The sequence below is a fragment of the Streptomyces mobaraensis NBRC 13819 = DSM 40847 genome, from assembly GCF_017916255.1.
Classification (GTDB): domain Bacteria; phylum Actinomycetota; class Actinomycetes; order Streptomycetales; family Streptomycetaceae; genus Streptomyces; species Streptomyces mobaraensis.
Genome location: NZ_CP072827.1, coordinates 60,564 through 80,029, shown reverse-complemented (window position 1 = coordinate 80,029; position 19,466 = coordinate 60,564). Strand labels below are relative to the sequence as shown.

The window sequence follows — 19,466 nt, the reverse complement described above, 5'->3', positions numbered from 1 at the left end:
ACCTTCACGGGCGAGGGCCGCCTGGAGCGCGTGTCCGGCACCTGACCCCCGCCGGCCACCCGGCCGTGAGGCGCGGCTCGGGACCGGGCCGCCGACCCACCGAAGGGAGGGACCCCATGACCACCCCCATGACCACCCCCACGACCACCCGCACCACCACCCGCACCGCCGTCTTCGCCCACCTCCGCGCCCCCGGCCTCGGCGACCTCCTCCAGCGCAACATCGGCCTCGCCCTCGTCCGCCGCGCCCGCCCGGCGACGGCGGTCACCCTGGTCGTCGGCGAGGACCTGGCGGCCCGCTTCGGCCCGGTGCTCACCCGCCACACGTACGCCACCGACGTGCTGCACTGCCCCCAGCGGGGCGAGGCCGACCCCCGGTGGCCCGCCTTCCTGCGCACCCTGGCCGACCGCCGCTTCGCCCTCGCCGTCGTCGACCCGGACAGCCAGGGTCTGCACGCCGGCCACGCCCGGGCCGCCGGCGTGCCCGAGCGGATCGGCCTGCCGCAGGACCGGCCCGGAGACGAACACATCACCCACCCCATCCGCCTCCCACGCCCCCTGTGGGGGACCCCGGACCTGTACGAGTACGCCACTGCCCTCGCCGCCGCGCTGGGCCTGCCCGCACCGCCGCGCCCCGGCGACGTCCTGCCGGAGCTGCCCCGCACCCGCGGCGTCCGCCCGCCGACGGCCGGTCTGCCCCGTCCGCTCGTCGCCGTCCACCCCGGCGGGGCACCGCACTGGAACAGGAGATGGCCGCTCGAGCACTACGCCCGGCTCTGCGCCCGCCTCGCGGCCGAACTCTCGGCCTCCCTCTGCCTGCTGGGCGACGAAGCCGAACGCCCCGAGCTGGAACTGCTCCGGCACGCCGTCCTGACGCGGTCCCCGCGAGCCGTCGTCCACCTCGAGGCGGGCGCGGACCTCGACCGGACCGCGAACGTCCTCGCCGACGCCGACCTGCTCGTCGGCAACGACTCCTCGCTCGCCCACGTCGCCGCCGCCGTCCGCACCCCGTCCGTCGTCCTCTACGGCCCGACCGGCACCGAGTACCTGTGGACCAGGATCTACCCGTACCACCGCGGGGTCTCCCTGCGGTGGCCGTGCCAGCGGCTGCGGCACGCCGCAGGCGAACTCGCCGGCCGGCGGTGCGCGCACGGCTGCGTCCTGCCCTACCAGGGCCCGGCCGGCCCGTATCCGCGCTGTCTGGCCGACCTGCCGGTGGACAGGGTCTGGCCGGCGGTGACCGCCCGATGGGCGAGCCCCCACCCCGTGACGATCAGGAGTACCCCATGAGCGCCGACCCGTCCCGGGTGCGGACGATCCTCTCCGTCAACTTCAACCACGACGGCTCCGGCGTGCTGTTGCGGGAGGGCAGGATCGCCGGCTACGTCACCACCGAGCGCCGCTCCCGCCTCAAGAAGCACCCGGGCCTGCGCGAGGAGGACCTCGACGAACTGCTGGACCAGGCCGGGGCCGACCTCTCCGACATCGACCACGTCATGCTCTGCAACCTGCACACCATGGACACACCCGACATACCCCGGCTGCACGGCTCCGACCTCAAGGAGACCTGGCTCGCGTTCTGGGTCAACCAGCGCAACGACGAGGTGAGCCTGCGCGGCCGCCGCATCCCCTGCACCGTCAACCCGGACCACCACCTCATCCACGCCGCCACCGCCTACTACACTTCCGGCTACGACTCGGCGATGGCCGTGGCCATCGACCCCACCGGCTGCCGCGCCTTCGCCGGCAAGGGCAGCCGCCTCTACCCCCTGCGCCGCGACCTCGACGCCTGGTTCAACGCCAACATCGGCTACTGCTACGTAGCCGACCTGATGTTCGGCTCCAGCATCGTCGGCGCCGGCAAGGTCATGGGCCTCGCCCCCTACGGCAGACCCGCCGACGGCGCCGGCCCCGACGAGGAACCGCCCGAGACCGTGCGCGACTTCGCCGCCCTGGTGGCCCTGGCCGACCGGCACCCGCGCCTCGTCGACGTCGACGGCAGGAAGCTCAACGCCACCCTCGCCCACTACATCCAGCTGGGCCTGGAACGCCAGCTGACCGCCGTCTTCGCCGAGCTCGCCCCGCTGTGCGCCCGCAACGGCATCGCACCGGACATCTGCCTCTCCGGCGGTACCGCCCTCAACGCCATCGCCACCCAACTCGCCTTCGAGTCGACCGGCTTCGAGCGCATGCACCTCCACCCCGCCTGCGGCGACGACGGCACCGCGATCGGCGCGGCGCTCTGGCACTGGCACCACGTCCTGGGCCACCCCCGGCTCCACCACACCAACGCCGACCTCATGTACTCCGTCCGTGAGTACCCCGAGCACACCGTCCGGCGGGCCGTGCGGGACCACGCGGCCGACCTGGTCGTCGAGGAGACCGGCGACTACATCGCCAGGGCCGCCGAACTGGTCGCCGGCGGCGCGGTCATCGGCTGGTACGACGGCGCCGGCGAGGTCGGGCCGCGGGCCCTGGGCCACCGCAGCATCGTCGCCGACCCGCGCGACCCCGCCATGCGGGACCGGCTCAACTCCCAGGTCAAGTTCCGCGAACACTTCCGGCCCTTCGCGCCGTCCGTGCTCAAGGAGCACGCCGCGGAGTGGTTCGGCCTCTCCGACAGCCCCTTCATGCTGCGGGCCACCCCCGTCCTCAAGCCCGGCGTGCCCGCCATCACCCACGTCGACGGGACGTCGAGGATCCAGTCGGTCACCCGCCAGGACACCCCCGCCTTCCACGACCTCATCCACGCCTTCAAGGACCGTACGGGGATCCCCATGGTGCTCAACACCAGCCTCAACACCAAGGGCGAGCCGATCGCGGAGACACCCGAGGACGCCCTGCGCACCCTGCTCGGCTCCCGGCTCGACCACCTGGTGCTCCCGGGCCTCATCGTCAGCGGCCGGACGGCGGCCCGCTCATGAGCGCCCCGCGGGGCGAGCGGACCCGGCGCCGCGCGCTCGAACGCGACATCGCCGCGATCTGGGCCGAGACCCTCGGCAGGGACAGCGTCGGCCCGCACGAGGACTTCGCCGCGCTGGGCGGCAACTCCATCCACGCCATCAAGATCACCAACCGGGTGGAGGAACTCGTCGACGCCGAGCTGTCCATCCGCGTCCTGCTCGAGACGCGCACCGTGGCCGGCATGACGGACCACGTCCACGCCACGCTCACGGGGGAGCGGGACCGGTGAACACCGACCTGCCCCGGCTGCTCGACCGGATCGCCGGCCTGCGCGTCCTCGTCATCGGCGACGTCATCCTCGACACCTACGTCTGGGGAGCCACCTCGGGCCTGTGCCGCGAATCCCCCGTCCCCGCCGTCACCCTGACCTCCGTCGCCCACCAGTGCGGCGGCGCCGCCAACGTCGCCGTGAACCTCCGGGCGCTCGGCGCCGAACCGGTGCTGCTCTCCGCGACGGGTGACGACCGCGCCGGCCGCCGGCTGCGCGGAGCCCTCCGCGCGCGGGACGTCGACACCGGCGGACTCCTCGTACAGCCCGGCCGGACCACGGTCACCAAACGCCGCGTCATGGCCGACGGACAGATGCTGCTCCGCCTCGACGAGGGCGGCGAACACCCGTTGCCCGTGGCGACGGACACCGGAAGCCGCCTGCTCGAACGGGCCGCCGGCCTCCTGCCCGCCGTCGACGCCGTGATCGTCTCCGACTACGGGTACGGCGTGTGGGAGCCCGACACCGTCGCCCGGCTCGCCGCACACCGCGAACTCGGCCCGTCCACCCTGGTCGTCGACTCCCGCCGGCCCGCGCGCTTCACCGCGCTGCGGGCCAGCGCCGTCAAACCCAACCACGCGGAGGCGCTGCGCCTGCTCGACGCCGGCGAACCCCCGCCCGGCCCGGCCAGGGCGGACTGGTCGGCCGCCCTCGGCGACCGGCTCCTGCGCCTGACGGGAGCCGAACGGGTCGCCCTCACCCTGGACGCCGACGGATCACTGCTCTTCGAACGCGACCGGCCCCCGGTCCGCACGTTCGCCCGGGGCAGCCGGGCACCGGTCACGGCCGCCGTCGGCGCCGGCGACGCCTTCACCGCGGCCCTCACCCTCGCCCTCGCCGCCGGCGCCGACTCCGCGGTCGCCGCCGAACTGGCCTCCGCCGCCGCCGGCACGGCCGTCGCCACCCCCGGCACCAGCACCTGCGACGCCGACGAACTGCGCCGACTGCTCGGCGGCACCGGCAAGGTCTGCCGGACCGGCACCCTGCCCGCCCGGCTGCTCGACCCGGCCGCCCGCGACCGCCGGGTCGTCTTCACCAACGGCTGCTTCGACCTCCTGCACGGCGGCCACGTCTCCTGCCTGAGCCGGGCCAAGGAACTGGGCGACCTGCTCGTCGTCGGCGTCAACTCCGACGCGAGCGTCCGACGCCTCAAGGGCCCCCGTCGCCCGGTGATCCCCCTCGCCGAACGCATGCGCGTCCTCGCCGCCCTGAGCTGCGTGGACCTCGTCGTGCCCTTCGACGACGACAGCCCCGCCGCCCTCATCGAGGCCCTCCGCCCCGAGGTCTACGCCAAGGGCGGGGACTACACCCTCGCGACCCTGCCCGAAGCACCCCTCGTCCAACGGCTCGGCGGCGTCGTCCACCTGCTCCCCAGCGTCGCCGACACCTCCACCACCGACATCATCCGGCGCATCCACGCCCTGTCCAGGACCGGCGAGGGAGACACCCCATGAGCCACGCCATCGGACCGAGCCGGCTGATCCCCGCCATCCGCGAAGCGCTCGGGGACGAGAAGGACCCCCGGCTCGCCCTCTACGTCCACGTCCCCTTCTGCTCCTCCAAGTGCCACTTCTGCGACTGGGTCACCGACATCCCCGTCGCACGCCTGCGCGGCGACAGCCGGGAACGCTCGCCCTACGTCACCGCCCTCTGCGACCAGATCCGCTTCTACGGCCCCCAGCTCACCCGGCTCGGCTACCGCCCCGAGGTCATGTACTGGGGCGGCGGCACCCCCACCCGGCTCACCGGCGACGAGATGACGGCCGTCCACCAGGCCCTCGACGACGCCTTCGACCTGACGGGACTCCGCCAGTGGTCGGTGGAGAGCACCCCGAACGACCTCGACCCCGCCACCCTCGACACCCTGCGGGGCCTCGGCGTCACCCGCGTCAGCGTCGGCGTCCAGTCGCTCAACCCGTACCAGCTGCGCAAGGCAGGCCGGGCCCACTCGCGCGAACAGGCCCTGGCCGCCGTCCCCCTGCTGCGCCGCGCCGGCATCGACGAGTTCAACGTCGACCTGATCGCCGGCTTCCCCGGCGAAGCCGTCGAGTCCTTCGAGGAGACCCTGCGCACCGTCCTCGCGCTCGACCCGCCGCACGTCTCCGTCTACCCCTACCGCGCCACCCCCAAGACGGTCATGGCCATGCAGCTCGACCGCGAGTTCGTCGAGGCCCGGAACCGGGACGGCATGATCGACGCCTATGAACGGGCCATGGCCGCGCTCGGCGCCGCCGGCTATCACGAGTACTGCCACGGCTACTGGGTGCGCGACGCGCGCCACGAGGACCAGGACGGCAACTACAAGTACGACCTGGCCGGCGACAAGATCGGCTTCGGCAGCGGCGCCGAATCGATCATCGGTCACCACCTGCTCTGGAACGAGAACAGCGCCTACGCCCGCTACCTGCTCGCCCCCCGCGAGTTCTCCGCCGCCCACCGGTTCACCACCGCCGAACCCGACCGCCTGACCGCCCCCGTCGGCGGCGCGCTGATGACCCGTGAAGGCGTGGTCTTCGCCCGCTTCCGCAGACTGACCGGCCTGGACTTCGCGGACGTCCGCGCCACACCGTACTTCCGCCAGTGGTTCGATCTCCTGGAGCGCTGCGGCGGCCGCTTCGTCGAGACGCCGTACAGCCTCCGCCTGGAGCCGTCCACCATCCACCGCGCCTACATCACCCACCTCGCCTACACCATGGCCCATGGCCTGGCCCCCGAACGCGCCTGAGGCGCCCGGCCGAGAGGAGCCGCCCATGACACCGACCGCCCCCCGCAGATCGGGGGAAGTCCGCACCCGCTACGCCGAGTTGATCGACGCCCTGCGCGCCGAGGGCGACCCCGAAGCGGCCCACCGCTGCGCCCGGCTCGCCGTCGAGCAGGGGGTATGGCGCCACCCCGCGCAGCGCCCCGTGCACTACGTCCCCTCGCTCCCGCCGCGGCCGGTGTACGACCCCTCGGCGTTCTGGTTCACCGCGCACCTGGAGGAGAACTTCCCCGCGATGCGCGCCGAACTGGACCGGGTCACCGATCCGGTGGGCCACGGCTTCCTGCCCGTCGAGGAACCGCTGCTCGGGAAGGGCCGGTGGGAACAGGTCACCTTCTACGAGGCCGGCCAGCGCTTCGACGACGCCTGCGCCCGCTTCCCGGTGACCGCCGCCGTCATCGAGGGGATTCCGGAGGCGTCGTACGCCGGATCGGGCGTCGTCACCCTCTCCTGGCTCCACCCGGGGACGCACATCGTCCCGCACTGCGGCGGCACCAACGCCCGGCTCCGGGTGCACCTGGGCCTCAAGGTGCCCGAGGGGCCCGTCATGCGGGTGGGGGAGGAGCGCCTGCACTGGCACGAGGGCAGGTGCCTCGTCTTCGACGACTCCTTCGAGCACGAGGTGTGGCACGAGGGCGACGCCCCCCGCGTGGTGCTCCTGATGGACGTCGTCCACCCGGACCTCGACGCGTCCCTGCGCGACGCGATCCTCGCCGAGCGGACGTCTTTCGCGGACCGCGTGACGGGATTTATGAACAGGCAGGGTATCAGCCGGGTGGAATTGGCCGACGACGCGGTCCGGCTCTTCGCGGACCCGAACACCGCCAGCCTGATCCACCGTCATTTGCGTGAAGTCGGCGCCACGGCAGTGGAGTTGAGGGAAGGTCGCCTATGCTACGATTAGCGAATTCCTCGCGCCTCGGAATCCGTTTGCCGATTGTTTGTCATTGAAATTCCGAAAGGGATACGCCGTGGTGAAATTCTTGGGTGCCGTCCCCGTGCTGACCGCCGTGGACGTTCCGGCGAACGTCTCCTTCTGGGTGGACACCCTCGGCTTCGAGAAGGATTTCGGGGACCGGGATTTCGCGGGGGTCCGCCGCGGTGACGTCCGGCTCCACATCAGCCGGACGGAGCACCAGATCGTCGCCGACAACACCTCCGCCTGGATCGAGGTCACCGACCCCGACGCGCTCCACGAGGAATGGGCCCGGGCGGTCTCCACCGATTACGCGGACACCTCGGGCCCGGCCATGACGCCCGTGGGGGAGTCGCCCGCGGGACGGGAGTTCGCCGTCCGGGACCCCGCGGGGAACTGCGTCCACTTCACCGCGGGGGAGTGACACCCCTTCCCCTCGCGCCCCCACGCACCCGCCGGACGACAGCGGAGAGGAACAGCCATGGCACAGAGCACGGAAGCGCCGGCGCTCGTCGAGGCGGCCAGGAACGGCGACGTCCGCGCCCTGCGCGCGGCGCTCGCGGAGGGCGCCGACGTGAGGGCCCGGGACGCCGACGACTGGAGCGCCCTCGACTGGGCGGCCGGCCGGGGCGACGCCGAGGCCGTACGGATCCTGCTGGCGGCCGGAGCACCGCCCGGCGCGACGGGCCGCGAGGCACGGACCCCATACGAGATCGCCCTGGCGGCGGGCCACCTCGACGCGGCACGGGAACTGCGCGCCGCCGAGGACGCCGCCCGCGGCGACGGCCCGGCGCCGCGCCGCACCTGGGAGCCGTACTGCCGCGCCTACCCGGCCGCGGATCTCGCCGCCTCCCCCGACTGGCCCGCCGGGGACGACCGAACGGGTGGGGACGGCGGGACGGGCGAGGACGCGCTGCTCTACCTCCATCACGACCTCACCGTCACCCGCTCCATCTGGCACGGCGAGGACGTGGTCTTCGACGCGGTGACCCCGCGGTGGGAACGGTTCTGCCGCGAGGACCTCGGGTTCACCGTCCCCGACGACTTCGACCTGGTGCCGTGACGGCGGCCGGCGGCACGACCGTCCACCTCGTCCTCACCGCCCCCGACCTGCCCGGCGACACGGGAGAGACCGGACTCCAGGACAAGTCCGGAGCCCTCCTCCCCGGCCGGACGGCACCCGGCCGGACGACACGCTACGAACTCGACGTCCCGCTGCGCACCACGGCCGGCGGCTCGGACTTCTCCGGGCCGTACGTGCATGGGACACGCGGCGGGCGGTTCCTGTACCTGAGCCGACGCGATCCCTCGGGGCCGGGCTGGGCCCGCCGGTGCAAGATCATGCTGCCGGACGGCCCACCGGCCGGCGGTGGCACCCTGTACGCGACCGTGACCGACACCGGCGGGAGCCGGGCCGAACTCACCGAGGACGGGTGGACGGCGGAGGAGCCGGGCCGGTGACCGAACACCCGCGGGCGCACACGGCACACCTCCGCACGGCCCGGCTCGAACTGACCCCGCTGGACCCGGCCGCCGACGCCCGGCACCTGCACCACGCCTACGGCGACGAGGAGGTGATGCGCTGGTGGACGCGGCCGGCGTGCGCCGACCCGGCCGAGACCGAGCGCTACCTCACCTCCTGCGCCGCCGCGCCCGGCGCCCGGCTCTGGACCATCAGGGCCCCTGACGGCACCGTGCCGGGCATGGCCGGGCTCCTGGGCGGGACCGACGTGCCCGGACTGACCTGGCTGCTCCGCAGGGACAGCTGGGGCCACGGCTACGCCACCGAGGCCGCCGCAGCCGTCGTCGGCCACGCCCTGGAGGACGGCGGCCTCGACCGCGTCGAGGCGTGGATCGAGGCCGGCAACCGCCGCTCCCTCGCCGTGGCGGCCCGCGTCGGGCTGACCGAACGCGCCCGGCTCGCCCAGCACTACCCCCACCGCCCCGGGCCGCACGAGATGGTCGTCCTGGGAAAGGCCCGCGCCGAGGAACCCCTGACGACCCTCGCCGTGATCACGGAACTGCCGGTACGGGACGTGGCCGCCACCCTGCGGCTGGTCGAGGCCGCGCTGGGCGCCCGTACCGCCTTCGCCATCGGTGACCCGCCGGAGTTCGCCGAAGCCGCCCTGACGCCGTGGAGCGCCGGCCCCCGGTTCCGGCTCGCGGCCGTGCCCGGCCCGGGGCCGGTGGAGCCCGTCCGTCTCCACCTCGACGCCGCCGGCACCGCGGACTCCCTCCACCGCAGGGCCGTCGACGCGGGGGCGCGGGTCGACGGGCCGCCGGCGCGGCGGCCCTGGGGACGGTCCGAATTCGTGATCACGCTCCCGGAAGGCCATGAGCTGACCGTGTCCGCTCCTGTCTGACCGAGCGCCCCCGCCCCGATCAAGGAGACGCACTCATGTCCGATCCGGTCTTGGCCGCCCAGACGTCCGACGAGCCCGGGGAGCACCTGACCGCCCGCCCGGCCAACCCGGGCCAGCTCGGCCGGCCGGCCTTCCTGATGAACGCGCCCTTCTCCTACTCCTGTGACGTCGCCAACAATGTCTGGATGGAGGACCTGACCGACGAGGAACGGGTCCCCGACCCGTCCCGCGCGTTCGCCCAATTCCTGGACCTCTACAACTATGTGGCCGCCGAGGCCCTCGTCGCCCTCCTGCCCACCCCGCGTACCACCGGCCTCCAGGACCTCGTCTTCACGGCCAACCTCGGCATCGTGCTTGAGCACCTCCCCGACCGGAACACCGTCGTCATATCCCGTTACACCTCACCACCCCGGCAGGCGGAAACCCCCGTCGGCGAGCGGTTCTTCGAGGCGATGGGCTACGAAACCCACGTCCCCGAGACGCACTTCGAGGGGGAGGCGGAACTCAAACACCTGCACGGAAACGTCTACGCGGGCGGCTACGGCCAGCGTTCCGACCGGGAGACCTACGACTGGATGGAGCGCGCCTTCGGAATGGAGGTCGTCAAGCTCCGTATGACCGATCCCCGTATGTACCACCTCGACTGCACGGTCTTCCCCCTCACCCCCCAGCAGACGCTGGTCTGCACCTCGCTCTACGACCGGGCGGAAATCCGCGAACTGGAGAAGCACACCGAGATCATCGACGTCGGCGAGGACGAGACCTACACGGGCATCTGCAACTCCGTGCGGCTCAACAACGTGCTCCTCAATTCCTCCCACATCCACGACCTCAAGTCCGGTACGGAGGAGTACGACTCCGAAGTGCGGAAGAACCGCGCGCTGGAGGACATCGCCTCCCGGGCGGCCTTCGAAGTGACGTATTTCAACCTGTCCGAGTACCACAAGGGCGGGGCGCTGCTGTCGTGCATGATGATGCACCTCAACCGCTTCTCCTACGCCTTCCCCCTGCTGTGACGCACCCGCCCGCGCCGGGGGAGGACGCGCCGGAGGAGGAAGCGCCGTCCCGTCCCGACGAGCGGTGGCGGAACGCCCGCGTCCTGTGGCGCTTCGTCCGCCCGCACCGCCGCGCGCTCCTGCTGGGCCTGGTACTCGGACTCGGCACCACCATGGCCCAGCTCGCCACCCCGCTGGTCACCAAGGGCGTCCTCGACGGCCTGGATGCGCAAGCGCCGGTCGGCCCGGCCATCGCCCTGCTCGTGGCCCTGCTGCTCGTCGGCACGGGCTGCGCCCTCGCCGAGTGGATCCTGCTGGGCGGTCTGGCCGAACGCATCGTGCTCGACGCCCGCAGCGCCATGGTCCGGCGGCTGCTGGGGGCCCGGGTGACGGCACTGTCCGGCCGCTCCAGCGGTGAGATCGTCACCCGCGTCACCTCCGACACCCTGCTGCTGCGCGAAGCCGCCGCGACGTCCGCCGTCGACCTCGTCAACGCGGCGGTGCTGCTCGTCGGCGCCCTCGTCCTGATGGGCACGCTCGACTGGGTCCTGCTGGCCACCACCCTCGGCGCCATCGCGGTCATCGGCGCCGTGGTCGCCGTCCTGATGCCCCCCATGGCGGTCGCCCAGCGCGAGGCCCAGGCGGCCGTGGGCCGCCTGGGCGGCGTGCTCGAAGGGACGCTGCGGGCCATCCGCACGGTCAAGGCCGGGCGGGCGGAGGACCGGCAGTGCGCCAAGATCCTGGCCGAAGCGCGGGAATCGACCCGCCAGAGCATCCGGGCCGTCCGCTTCGAGGCCGTCGCCTGGACCGTGGCCACCGGCGGTATCCACATCGCCATCCTGGCCGTCCTCGCCCTGGGCGCCTGGCGCGTGACGGAGGGCGTACTGCCGGTCTCCAGCCTCGTCGCCTTCCTGCTCTACGCCTTCCAGATCCTGGACCCGGTGACCAGCCTCACCCGTACCGTCAGCCAGTTCCAGGCCGGAACGGCGGCCGCCGCCCGCATCGGCGAAGTGCAGACGATGGAAGCGGAGCCACTGTCCACACCCCGGGCACCGGCGCCTCGCGGCGCCATCGGCCACCACATCGTGACCTTCCGGAACGTCACGGCGCGCCACCGCCCGGACGGCCCCCCGACCCTCAGCGACATCACCTTCGGCATCCCCCGCCGCGGCCACACCGCCGTCGTCGGCCCCTCCGGCGCGGGCAAGACCACCCTTTTCTCCCTGCTGCTGGGCTTCCTCCAGCCGCAGCACGGAGAACTCGCCCTCGACGGAAGGCCGTTCGCCCAATGGCCGCTGGACGCGATCCGCGCCCGCATGGCCTACGTCGAACAGGACGCCCCGCTGCTCCCGGGCACCCTCCGGGAGAACCTGCTCTGCCGGCACCGGGAAGTCGACGACGACACACTCTGGACCGTCCTCCGAGCCGTACGGCTGGAGGACCGGACACGCGCCCTGCGCGACGGACTCGACACCGTCCTGACGGACACGGCCCTGTCCGGCGGCGAACGCCAGCGCATCGCCCTGGCCCGCGCCCTGGTCGGCGACCCCGACCTGCTGCTCCTCGACGAGGCCACCGCCCAACTGGACGGCCTCACCGAGGTCGCCGTACGCGACGTCGTCCGCCACACGGCCGCCCGGCGCGCCGTCGTCACCATCGCCCACCGCCTCTCCACCGTCAGCGACGCCGACCGGATCCTCGTCCTGGACCGGGGCCGCCTCCGGGCCCTGGGCACCCACACCCAACTGCTCGGCCGGGACGCGCTCTACCGCGACCTGGTGGCGGCCCTGCGCATCACTCCCGCCCCGGCGCCGACGGACGACGGGCCGTGAGCCGGCCCCTCCGACGGCGGACGCGAGCTCGCCGACGGCGCGCAACACGTCCGCCGGTTCCGGCCCGGGCCGGGCGCCAGGCGGGCCTTGCGCCGTGTCGGGTCCGCCGGGGCGGCCTGGCCGCCGTCGAGCGGCCGACCGACAGCGGCCAGCGAGTGAACTCACCGGGGAGTCGCCGTGCCGCCGCCGGTTCCTCGCCCGCGTCCGGCGTCCGGCAGCCGAGCGGGTCGCTCGGCCGGCCGGGACGCAGGGCGTCGCCGCGCGGCCGTCACGAGGGCGAGGCGCCTCTGCCGCCGCCGACACGTCGGCCGCTCGCACAGGCGTCCGCGCCCCGCGGATCCTGCCACCCGGCGCAGTGCCGGTGCCCGAGCCGGGCGACTCCGATCCGATGCCCGCGGCCGTGCCCGACAGGGCCCGGTGCGTACCCGGGAGAACGCCTTGGCCGGGTACCACCACGTGCTCACCGCGCACCGGAAGGCGCCGCCGCGCCGGGCGGACCCGGCCGTCGCGAAGGCGGCGGAGCGGCAGAGCGCCGCGATGCGGGAACTCTCCCGCCCGAGAGCGGCGTCAACTCAGCCCTTCCTGCCGCGGGTTCACAGCATCCCCGACAGCGGCAGGGCTCGCTCGGCGAGCTGTCCGCGCAGCCGGTCTCCGGTGGTGTCGGCCTCGGTGAGCCAGTCGGCGGCGAGGAGTCGTTCGGTGTGTTCGCCGATCCGGTCGGGGGGCAGGGAGCAGAACGCGGCGACCTGGTCCAGGGCGAGCCCGTCGTCCTCGGCGCGTCCGAGCCGTCCGTCGGGGCGGGTGTGGGCGACGGTGTACAGCGCAAGGAGCCGGGTGACGGCGGTGGCCTTCTTCTTGCGGAGCTTCCGGTCGCCCACCACCTTCTGGGCCCAGCCGGAGATCCTGGCGCGGGTGGTCTTGCCGAAGTCGAACGGGCGGGGCCGGTCGGGCAGCAGCGCGGGGACGGTGACGGCGGTGGGGTCTTCGGGGCGGGAGGCCAGCAGCTCGGCGACGGTGCCGGGCAGGCGCAGCCAGTCGGCCTCGACCAGTTGCCGGACCACCCGCTCGGCATCGTCCCCGAGCCAGCCGGTGAGGTCCTGGCCGGTGACGTTCCCGGTGCCGGCTTTCGCGGCCCGCAGGATGAGCATGAGCACCGCCAGGCGCACCTCGGCCCCCGGGTGCGGGGCGTGGGCGGCGACGTAGTCCAGCACCGTGCGGGCGTGCTCGGCCTGGGGGCGGGTCAGCAGCCGTTCCACCGCCGGCCCGTCGCCGCCCGCGCCGTCGACGGGCAGACCGCAACGGTTGGCGTGCATCTCGAGGGTGGCCTGCACGGCCGCCTCGGCGCGTTGCGCCTCGTGGCGCAGCGAGTCGTCGCCGCTCACGTCGGCCCACAGGGCGAAGGCGCGGGCCTTGCGCTCATGGAGTTCGGCGAGGAGGGCGAGGTCGGGCTCGGCGCGCTGCTGGTAGGCGCGGAACGCGTCCCCGAGCTCGACGAGCTCCAGGCGCAGCACGTCGGGCTCGAGATCCGGGGGCACGATCCGCTGGGCGATCTTCCCCCACCGCTTCGCCCGCCGGGGCGCCCCACCCGATGAGGCGCCCCGGCGGGCACGAGGGACCGGCGCCGGCGAGGAGGCCGCGGACGGCGACGCACCGGCGGGGACAGGGCCCTGGTCGGAGAAGACCGCTGCCACACCCTCCCGTGGCGTGCCGCCCGCTCTCCCCTGCTCCGCCGGTTGCCCTGCCGCCTGTTCCCCCCCGGCGGGGGCGGTACGGGCCGGGGGCGGGGCGGTGTCCAGGACACGGCAGTCGGGGGTGGCGGCCGCGCAGCGCGCGCACATCTCCGCGATGCGCCACAGCCGTCCGGCACGGTCGGCGTACACCGTCAACACCACCGGGCCGCCGCACCGCGTCGGCCCCGGCCCCGATCGCGTACCGCCGGACCGTCCGGCGGCGGGATCGGGGGTGTGCCACGCGCAGTCGGCCGCGCGGCAGGCACACCGCGCTTCACCGCGCGGCCCTCCACCCGCGCGGATGCGGGCGAGATGCGCGTTGACGTGGCCGACCGCGGCCTTGCGCCCGTCAGCGGTGCCGCCGGGGAAGCACTGATCGGCGCAGGCCGGGCGCGAGCAGGAGACTCTCACCGCACCGGCGGAAGGGCGGCCGTAGGGGTCCAGCCGCACCGTCCACACCCGCCCTACGACGTGCTCCTCCTGCCGCGTACCGGCTTCCACCACCATGCGCGCACCTCCCGCGTTCCTTGATCCGTTGCGCCGGGCGGTCCCCATCATGGAGGATGCCGCCCGATCAGTTCCGGGGAACGGGGGCATTCGGGCGCGCCCTGTTCGCACGCGAGCGAGACCCTCGCTGCGGGGGCCACACGATCGCGCCCACGGCGAAGTAGCGGTGAAGGCGCGGCCGTGGGCCGCCGCCCCTCGCCCGGATACCCGCCACCGCCGTTGTCCGGACACTCCGCGCGAACCCGGGCGGACCCTCACGCCCTCCCGTCAACGGGCCGGCAGCCGCTGCGTTCCGGCGGTGGGTTTACCTCGACTCCGGCAGACCGGAATCCCTCTCAAGGGTTAAGCGTATGAACGCTGCCGTCTGGGCTTGCGCTTCAGCCGGCACCGCCCAAGTGGAGAACCAGGAGAACCGTGTTCCAGCGCATCACCACGCCTGCCCTCGGTTTGATCGTCGCCTCGACCGCCGTGCTCGGTCCGGCCCTCCCGGCCGGTGCCGACGACGGTCACCGCCACGGCGACGGCGCCCACGGCACCGGCGAACACCGGGCCGGACGCCCGGTCGGCCCGTGAACTCGCCACGTTCGTCGACGGGGTCCTCGCGACGACGCACACCCGGCAGGTCGACATCGTCGGTCACTCGCAAGGTGGCATGATGCCGCGCTACTACCGCTCCGCGTCGGCCTACGGCGCACGGCGAGGAAGGTCCGGGTGGCCGGGGCGCTCGGGTGGACCCAGGCTGGAGGCGAGGAGCCGCGCGACGATCCGGCGGTACGAGAGAGCGGCGGAGAGGTGACCATCGTGGGGCAGACGCCGGTCACCGTGGCGTCACGCGCCCGAAGGCCGGCAGTGAAGGTGTCCGACTGCGCGTGCGGCTCCGGGTGAGCAGCCGGCCACCGAGGCAGAGGCCGCCCCCTGGGACACGACGGAAGCGAGGCCGGTGATGCGGGAGTGGGCCTGGGAGTACGAGGGGTACGATCCGGCGGCGGAGCGCCTGCGCGAGGCGCTGCACACCCTCGGCAACGGCTACTTCGCGACGCGCGGCGCGGCCCCCGAGTGCCGGGGCGGGCTGGTCCACTGCCCGGGCACCTACGTGGCCGGGTGCTACGACCGCCTCGTCTCGACGGTCGCGGGCCGGCAGGTCGAGAACGAGGACCTGGTGAACCTGCCCGACTGGCTGCCCCTGCGCTTCCGGCCGCTGCCCACCGACAACGCGCCCGGGCCCTGGTTCACACCCGACCGCTGCCACACCGAGGACTACCGGCAGACCCTCGACATCCGGCGGGGCACCCTCACCCGCTCCTTCCGCCTCCGGACGGACGACGGAGGGACGCTGCGGGTGGAACAGTGCCGGCTGGTGCACATGGGGGATCCGCATCTGGCCGCGCTGCGGACGGTCTTCACGGCCGAGGGGCGTCCCGGGCGGGCCGAGGTGGAGGCCGGGCTGGACGGGAACGTGACCAACGCCAATGTCCACCGCTACCGGGCCCTGGAGCGCCGTCACCTGGCCGGCGTGCGCACAGGGACGGCGGATCCGGGGATCGTGTGGCTGCACTGCCGCACCAAGACCTCCGACATCGGTGTCGGCATGGCCCAGCGGGCCGATGCCGACGGGCCGGAGCCGGCGCCGGCCGAACGCACGGCGGTCGGGCACTACGCCGGGCACCGCTTCGTCCTCCTGCTGCCGGCGGACGTGCCGGTGGCGCTGACCAAGACCGTCGCCCTGCACACCTCCCGGGACCGGGCGATCGCCGACCCCCTCGGCGCCGCCGTGGAACGGGTCGCCGCCGCGCCGGACTTCCCCGAGCTGCTGCGCTCGCACACCGCCGCCTGGGAGCAGCTGTGGCGCCGGGCCGAGTTCGATGTGCCCGGCGAGGCGGGCCGGGTGCTGCGCCTGCACCTCTTCCATGTGCTGCAGACCCTCTCCCCGCACACGGCCGATCTGGACGTCGGCGTTCCCGCGCGCGGGCTGCACGGGGAGGCGTACCGGGGGCACGTCTTCTGGGACGAGCTGTTCGTGCTGCCGTACCTGAACCTCCATTTCCCCGAGGTCTCCCGGGCACTGCTGGACTACCGTCACCGGCGCCTGCCGCGGGCCGTCCGGGCGGCTCGGGACGAGGGGCTGGCGGGGGCCGTGTACCCGTGGCAGAGCGGGAGCGACGGGCGCGAGGAGAGCCAGCGGCTGCACCTGAACCCGCGCTCCGGCCGCTGGCTGCCCGACCACACCCGCCTCCAGCGCCACGTCGGCTCGGCGATCGCCTACAACGTCTGGCAATACGCCCAGGCCACCGGCGACCTGGAGTACCTGTACGGCAAGGGCGCGGAGATGCTGCTGGGCATCGCCCGCTTCTGGGCGAGCGCCGCCGTCCCCGACCCCGGGACCGGCCGCTACCGCGTCCGCGGGGTGATGGGTCCGGACGAGTACCACGACGCCTACCCGGGCGTGGACCGGCCCGGCATCGACGACAACGCGTACACCAACGTCACGGCCGCCTGGGTCCTGGCCCGCGCCCTCGACCTCGTCCGCGGCCTGCCCGCCCGCCGCCGGCAGGAGCTCGTCGAACGCGGCGTTCTCGACCTCGGCGAGCCGCCGCTGTGGGAGGACGTCTCCCGACGCCTGTACGTGCCCTTCCACCAGGACCCGTCCCACCGGGACGTCGTCAGCCAGTTCCACGGCTACGGCGACCTGGCCGAACTGGACTGGGAGCGCTACCGGCGGCGGTACGGCGACATCCGCCGACTGGACCGCGTCCTGGAGGCCGAGGGGGACACGGTCAACCGGTACCAGGTCTCGAAGCAGGCGGACGTGCTGATGCTCGGCTACCTCTTCTCCCCGGCCGAACTCGCCGCCCTCTTCCACCGCCTGGGCCACCCGCTCGACGACGAGCTGTGGCGGCGCACCGTCGACTACTACCTGCGGCGCACCAGCCACGGCTCCACCCTCAGCGAGGTCGTGCACGGCTGGGTCCTGGCCCGCGCCCGGCGCGCCGACGCCTGGCGGTACGTCCGCGAGGCGCTGGAGGGCGACATCGCCGACCTCCAGGGCGGCACCACGTCGGAAGGCGTCCACCTCGGAGCGATGGGCGGCACCCTCGACCTGGTCCAGCGCGGCCTGACCGGGCTGGAGACCCGCGAGGACGCCCTGTGGCTCGACCCCGTGGAACTGCCGGAGCTGTCGGAGTTCTCCTTCACCCTCCGCTACCGGGGCCACTGGGGGGTCCGGCTGCGCGTCCGGAGCGGAGAACTGACGATCGGCGTGCCGGACTCCGAGCAACTGCCGATCAGGGTCGTCCTCCCGGGCCGCTCACTTACCGTCGCACCCGGTGAGACCAGGACACTGAGGTTCTGAGGCGTCGGCCCCCGGCCATTCACCCTGTGCGGATGGTGCGTCCGGTCACCTCGCCGGGCCGGAGCCGGACCCACAGGTCGCGTCGGCCTCCGGTCCAGGGGCGTGCGCCGGGCCGGGTGACCAGGTCTTCGATCGTGTGCGTGTCGGTGACGTGTTCGGCCGTTCCGGTGACCAGGTCCGCTCCACCCGGGGCCGCCGAGCGGTGCCCCGCCGTCCGGAGCACCGGAGACCACCGGCCCGTGCCGGCGCCGCGCCGCCGTTCGCGCCCGGAAACAGTGGGCGGAAGACGCCGGCCGCTTCAGCCCCCGACCCCGACGAGGCGGAGGTCGACGTTGACCACGCCCTCCACAGCCCGGACCAGACGGACCAGGAGCGGCACCATCCCGGCGTCGGGCAGTTGTCCGGACAGGGTGACGACGCCCTCGTCCACGCGCACCTCCACCGTCGGGTGCTCGTGGGGGAAGAGGCGGGCGACGACCTCGTCGCGCACCTCGGCGGCGATGTCCTCGTCGGCGCGGAGGTAGACCTTGAGGATGTCGGCCCTGCTGACGACGCCCACCAGCTTCCCCTCGGCGTCGACCACCGGAAGGCGTTTGACGCCCCGCAGCGCCATCGCCCGGGCGGCCTCGGCGACGGGCGCATCGGCGTGCACGGTGATCGCGGGTGCGCTCATCAGGTCCTGCGCCGTCCGGCCCGCCGCCTTGGCCGGGTCGCCGAGTCGCTCCGGCCGGTCCACGGCGGATGGCTCGCGGCCCTTGTACTCCTCTTTCACCAGCAGGTCCGCCTCCGAGACGACGCCGATGACCCGGCCCTCGCCGGCCAGTACGGGCAGCGCGCTGACCTTCCACCGCGCGAGGGCCCCGGCGATCTCCTTGTAGGGCGTCTCCGCGCTGACGGCCACGACCGTCCGGGTCATGACGTCGCCGACGGTACGCGGCGTGTCAGGCACCGCCGGCTCCCCGGGGGAAGCCGCCTCCGGTGTCGTCGGAGGCGTAGGCGAGGCGCTGGTGGACGGAGACGACGCCGTCGACGGAGCGGCACAGCCGCTCGATGACCGGGATCATGCTCCGGGCTTCGACGTCACCGGTCAGCCGGACCTGCCCTTCGGACACCTCGACGCGGACGGCCGAGGGGCTCACACCCATCGTCCGCTGGAGCAGGTCCCGCTCGATCTCCTCCCGGATGGCGGAGTCCTCTCGGAGGAAGACGCGCAGGACGTCGGCCCGGCTGATGATGCCGACGAGCCGGTCCGTCTCGTCGACGACGGGCAGGCGTTTGACGTTCTGCGCCGACATCAGCCGTGCGGTCTCCACCACGTTCCACTCGGGCCGGGCGCACACCGGGGGAGCGGACATCAGCTCCTCGGCCCGGGCGCCCTCGGCCTTGGCCCGCTCCCACGCCTCGGGGTTCGGTACCGGGACGCGGCCGAAGGGGTCGGGCTGGTCGGCCGACTTGCGCATCAGGTCGGCCTCCGAGACCACGCCCACCACCCGGCCACCCTGATCGACGACCGGCACGGCCGTCACGTCGTTCTCGGCGAGTTCCTTGACGATCTCCTTGAAAGGGGTGTCCGGGCGGACCCGCACCACGTTCCGGGTCATGAGCTCGTCGACCGTGCGGTGCTCCAACATGATCTTCCGGTCCCTTCGGTCCGTCGGCGGTGGTGGCGAACCCGTCGGACACCCCGACCCCGCAGGCGACGCATGCCCGGCACCTCCAGGACACCACTCCCGGAGGCGTACTGCCAGCGCCCGGTGTGCGGGCGGGGAAGGCGGGGCAGCG

At 73.7% G+C, this 19,466-nt stretch carries 17 protein-coding genes and 1 pseudogene; 15 read left to right on the top strand and 3 right to left on the bottom strand.

The window, feature by feature from the left end; genetic code table 11:
* Positions 1–116 precede the first annotated feature (116 nt).
* The 12 genes from J7W19_RS00360 (at position 117) to J7W19_RS00305 (ending at position 12,098) form a co-directional block, all read left to right on the top strand.
* Positions 117–1,289 (top strand): glycosyltransferase family 9 protein, encoded by a 1,173-nt coding sequence (locus tag J7W19_RS00360; protein ID WP_004947034.1) that lies wholly within the window; start codon positions 117–119, stop codon positions 1,287–1,289.
* On the top strand, positions 1,286–2,923 hold the full coding sequence (locus J7W19_RS00355; protein ID WP_004947031.1) for a carbamoyltransferase C-terminal domain-containing protein: 1,638 nt from the start codon (positions 1,286–1,288) through the stop codon (positions 2,921–2,923). The genes J7W19_RS00360 and J7W19_RS00355 overlap by 4 nt, the downstream gene beginning before the upstream one ends.
* Positions 2,920–3,192, top strand: coding sequence for a phosphopantetheine-binding protein (locus tag J7W19_RS00350; protein WP_004947028.1), 273 nt, complete (start codon positions 2,920–2,922; stop codon positions 3,190–3,192). The genes J7W19_RS00355 and J7W19_RS00350 overlap by 4 nt, the downstream gene beginning before the upstream one ends.
* Positions 3,189–4,685, top strand: a complete 1,497-nt coding sequence (gene rfaE2, locus J7W19_RS33340) for a D-glycero-beta-D-manno-heptose 1-phosphate adenylyltransferase (RefSeq protein ID WP_004947026.1) — start codon at positions 3,189–3,191, stop codon at positions 4,683–4,685. Before J7W19_RS00350 ends, rfaE2 begins: the two co-directional genes overlap by 4 nt.
* On the top strand, positions 4,682–5,956 hold the full coding sequence (locus J7W19_RS00340; protein ID WP_004947023.1) for a coproporphyrinogen-III oxidase family protein: 1,275 nt from the start codon (positions 4,682–4,684) through the stop codon (positions 5,954–5,956). Before rfaE2 ends, J7W19_RS00340 begins: the two co-directional genes overlap by 4 nt.
* A 25-nt stretch (positions 5,957–5,981) precedes the next feature.
* Positions 5,982–6,896: an aspartyl/asparaginyl beta-hydroxylase domain-containing protein gene (locus J7W19_RS00335; RefSeq protein WP_004947020.1), complete on the top strand. Its 915-nt coding sequence runs from the start codon at positions 5,982–5,984 to the stop codon at positions 6,894–6,896.
* Positions 6,897–6,963: 67 nt separating this feature from the next.
* Positions 6,964–7,332 (top strand): bleomycin binding protein BLMA, encoded by a 369-nt coding sequence (locus tag J7W19_RS00330; protein ID WP_072081991.1) that lies wholly within the window; start codon positions 6,964–6,966, stop codon positions 7,330–7,332.
* 57 nt (positions 7,333–7,389) lie between these two features.
* Complete coding sequence (locus J7W19_RS00325) at positions 7,390–7,971, top strand: ankyrin repeat domain-containing protein (RefSeq protein ID WP_004947016.1); 582 nt, start codon at positions 7,390–7,392, stop codon at positions 7,969–7,971.
* The gene (locus J7W19_RS00320) at positions 7,968–8,369 is read left to right on the top strand and encodes a DUF5990 family protein (RefSeq protein WP_004947012.1); all 402 of its coding nucleotides are present in this window, start codon (positions 7,968–7,970) and stop codon (positions 8,367–8,369) included. Before J7W19_RS00325 ends, J7W19_RS00320 begins: the two co-directional genes overlap by 4 nt.
* A complete protein-coding gene (gene blmB / locus J7W19_RS00315) occupies positions 8,366–9,271 on the top strand; it encodes a bleomycin family antibiotic N-acetyltransferase BlmB (protein WP_004947009.1) in 906 nt (301 codons plus the stop codon). The genes J7W19_RS00320 and blmB overlap by 4 nt, the downstream gene beginning before the upstream one ends.
* 35 nt (positions 9,272–9,306) lie before the next feature.
* Positions 9,307–10,287: a dimethylarginine dimethylaminohydrolase family protein gene (locus J7W19_RS00310; protein WP_004947007.1), complete on the top strand. Its 981-nt coding sequence runs from the start codon at positions 9,307–9,309 to the stop codon at positions 10,285–10,287.
* Positions 10,284–12,098 carry an ABC transporter ATP-binding protein gene (locus J7W19_RS00305; RefSeq protein ID WP_004947004.1) on the top strand — a complete coding sequence of 605 codons (1,815 nt, stop codon included), beginning with the start codon at positions 10,284–10,286 and terminating at the stop codon, positions 12,096–12,098. Before J7W19_RS00310 ends, J7W19_RS00305 begins: the two co-directional genes overlap by 4 nt.
* Positions 12,099–12,691: 593 nt before the next feature.
* Here the strand turns inward: J7W19_RS00305 and J7W19_RS00300 are convergent.
* Entirely contained in the window at positions 12,692–14,335 is a 1,644-nt protein-coding gene (locus J7W19_RS00300; RefSeq protein ID WP_004947001.1) for a hypothetical protein, read from the bottom strand.
* A gap of 414 nt (positions 14,336–14,749) precedes the next feature.
* Here J7W19_RS00300 and J7W19_RS32555 point away from each other — a divergent pair, with 414 nt between their 5' ends.
* From J7W19_RS32555 to J7W19_RS00290, 3 genes and pseudogenes are all read left to right on the top strand, one after another.
* Entirely contained in the window at positions 14,750–14,908 is a 159-nt protein-coding gene (locus tag J7W19_RS32555; RefSeq protein WP_233478324.1) for a hypothetical protein, read from the top strand.
* Positions 14,883–15,005: pseudogene (locus J7W19_RS32550) on the top strand (esterase/lipase family protein); the annotation flags it as partial. The gene J7W19_RS32555 and the pseudogene J7W19_RS32550, both read left to right, overlap by 26 nt.
* A gap of 273 nt (positions 15,006–15,278) precedes the next feature.
* Entirely contained in the window at positions 15,279–17,684 is a 2,406-nt protein-coding gene (locus J7W19_RS00290; protein WP_004947000.1) for a glycoside hydrolase family 65 protein, read from the top strand.
* 298 nt (positions 17,685–17,982) lie between these two features.
* On the opposite strand, the gene J7W19_RS00285 is transcribed toward J7W19_RS00290, so the two are convergent.
* Both J7W19_RS00285 and J7W19_RS00280 read right to left on the bottom strand, forming a co-directional pair.
* Positions 17,983–18,633 carry a CBS domain-containing protein gene (locus J7W19_RS00285; RefSeq protein WP_004946994.1) on the bottom strand — a complete coding sequence of 217 codons (651 nt, stop codon included), beginning with the start codon at positions 18,631–18,633 and terminating at the stop codon, positions 17,983–17,985.
* Entirely contained in the window at positions 18,626–19,312 is a 687-nt protein-coding gene (locus J7W19_RS00280; protein WP_040890408.1) for a CBS domain-containing protein, read from the bottom strand. The genes J7W19_RS00285 and J7W19_RS00280 overlap by 8 nt, the downstream gene beginning before the upstream one ends.
* Between the last annotated feature and the right edge of the window lie 154 nt (positions 19,313–19,466).

What these genes read in the sequence shown, in the direction of transcription:
- J7W19_RS00355 (WP_004947031.1), top strand. Translation starts at nt 1,286, where the DNA reads ATGAGCGCCGACCCGTCCCGGGTGCGGACGATCCTCTCCGTCAACTTC.
- J7W19_RS00325 (WP_004947016.1), top strand. Translation starts at nt 7,390, where the DNA reads ATGGCACAGAGCACGGAAGCGCCGGCGCTCGTCGAGGCGGCCAGGAAC.
- J7W19_RS00350 (WP_004947028.1), top strand. Translation starts at nt 2,920, where the DNA reads ATGAGCGCCCCGCGGGGCGAGCGGACCCGGCGCCGCGCGCTCGAACGC.
- J7W19_RS00300 (WP_004947001.1), bottom strand. Translation starts at nt 14,335, where the DNA reads ATGGTGGTGGAAGCCGGTACGCGGCAGGAGGAGCACGTCGTAGGGCGG.
- J7W19_RS00290 (WP_004947000.1), top strand. Translation starts at nt 15,279, where the DNA reads ATGCGGGAGTGGGCCTGGGAGTACGAGGGGTACGATCCGGCGGCGGAG.
- J7W19_RS00335 (WP_004947020.1), top strand. Translation starts at nt 5,982, where the DNA reads ATGACACCGACCGCCCCCCGCAGATCGGGGGAAGTCCGCACCCGCTAC.
- J7W19_RS00310 (WP_004947007.1), top strand. Translation starts at nt 9,307, where the DNA reads ATGTCCGATCCGGTCTTGGCCGCCCAGACGTCCGACGAGCCCGGGGAG.
- J7W19_RS00360 (WP_004947034.1), top strand. Translation starts at nt 117, where the DNA reads ATGACCACCCCCATGACCACCCCCACGACCACCCGCACCACCACCCGC.
- J7W19_RS00340 (WP_004947023.1), top strand. Translation starts at nt 4,682, where the DNA reads ATGAGCCACGCCATCGGACCGAGCCGGCTGATCCCCGCCATCCGCGAA.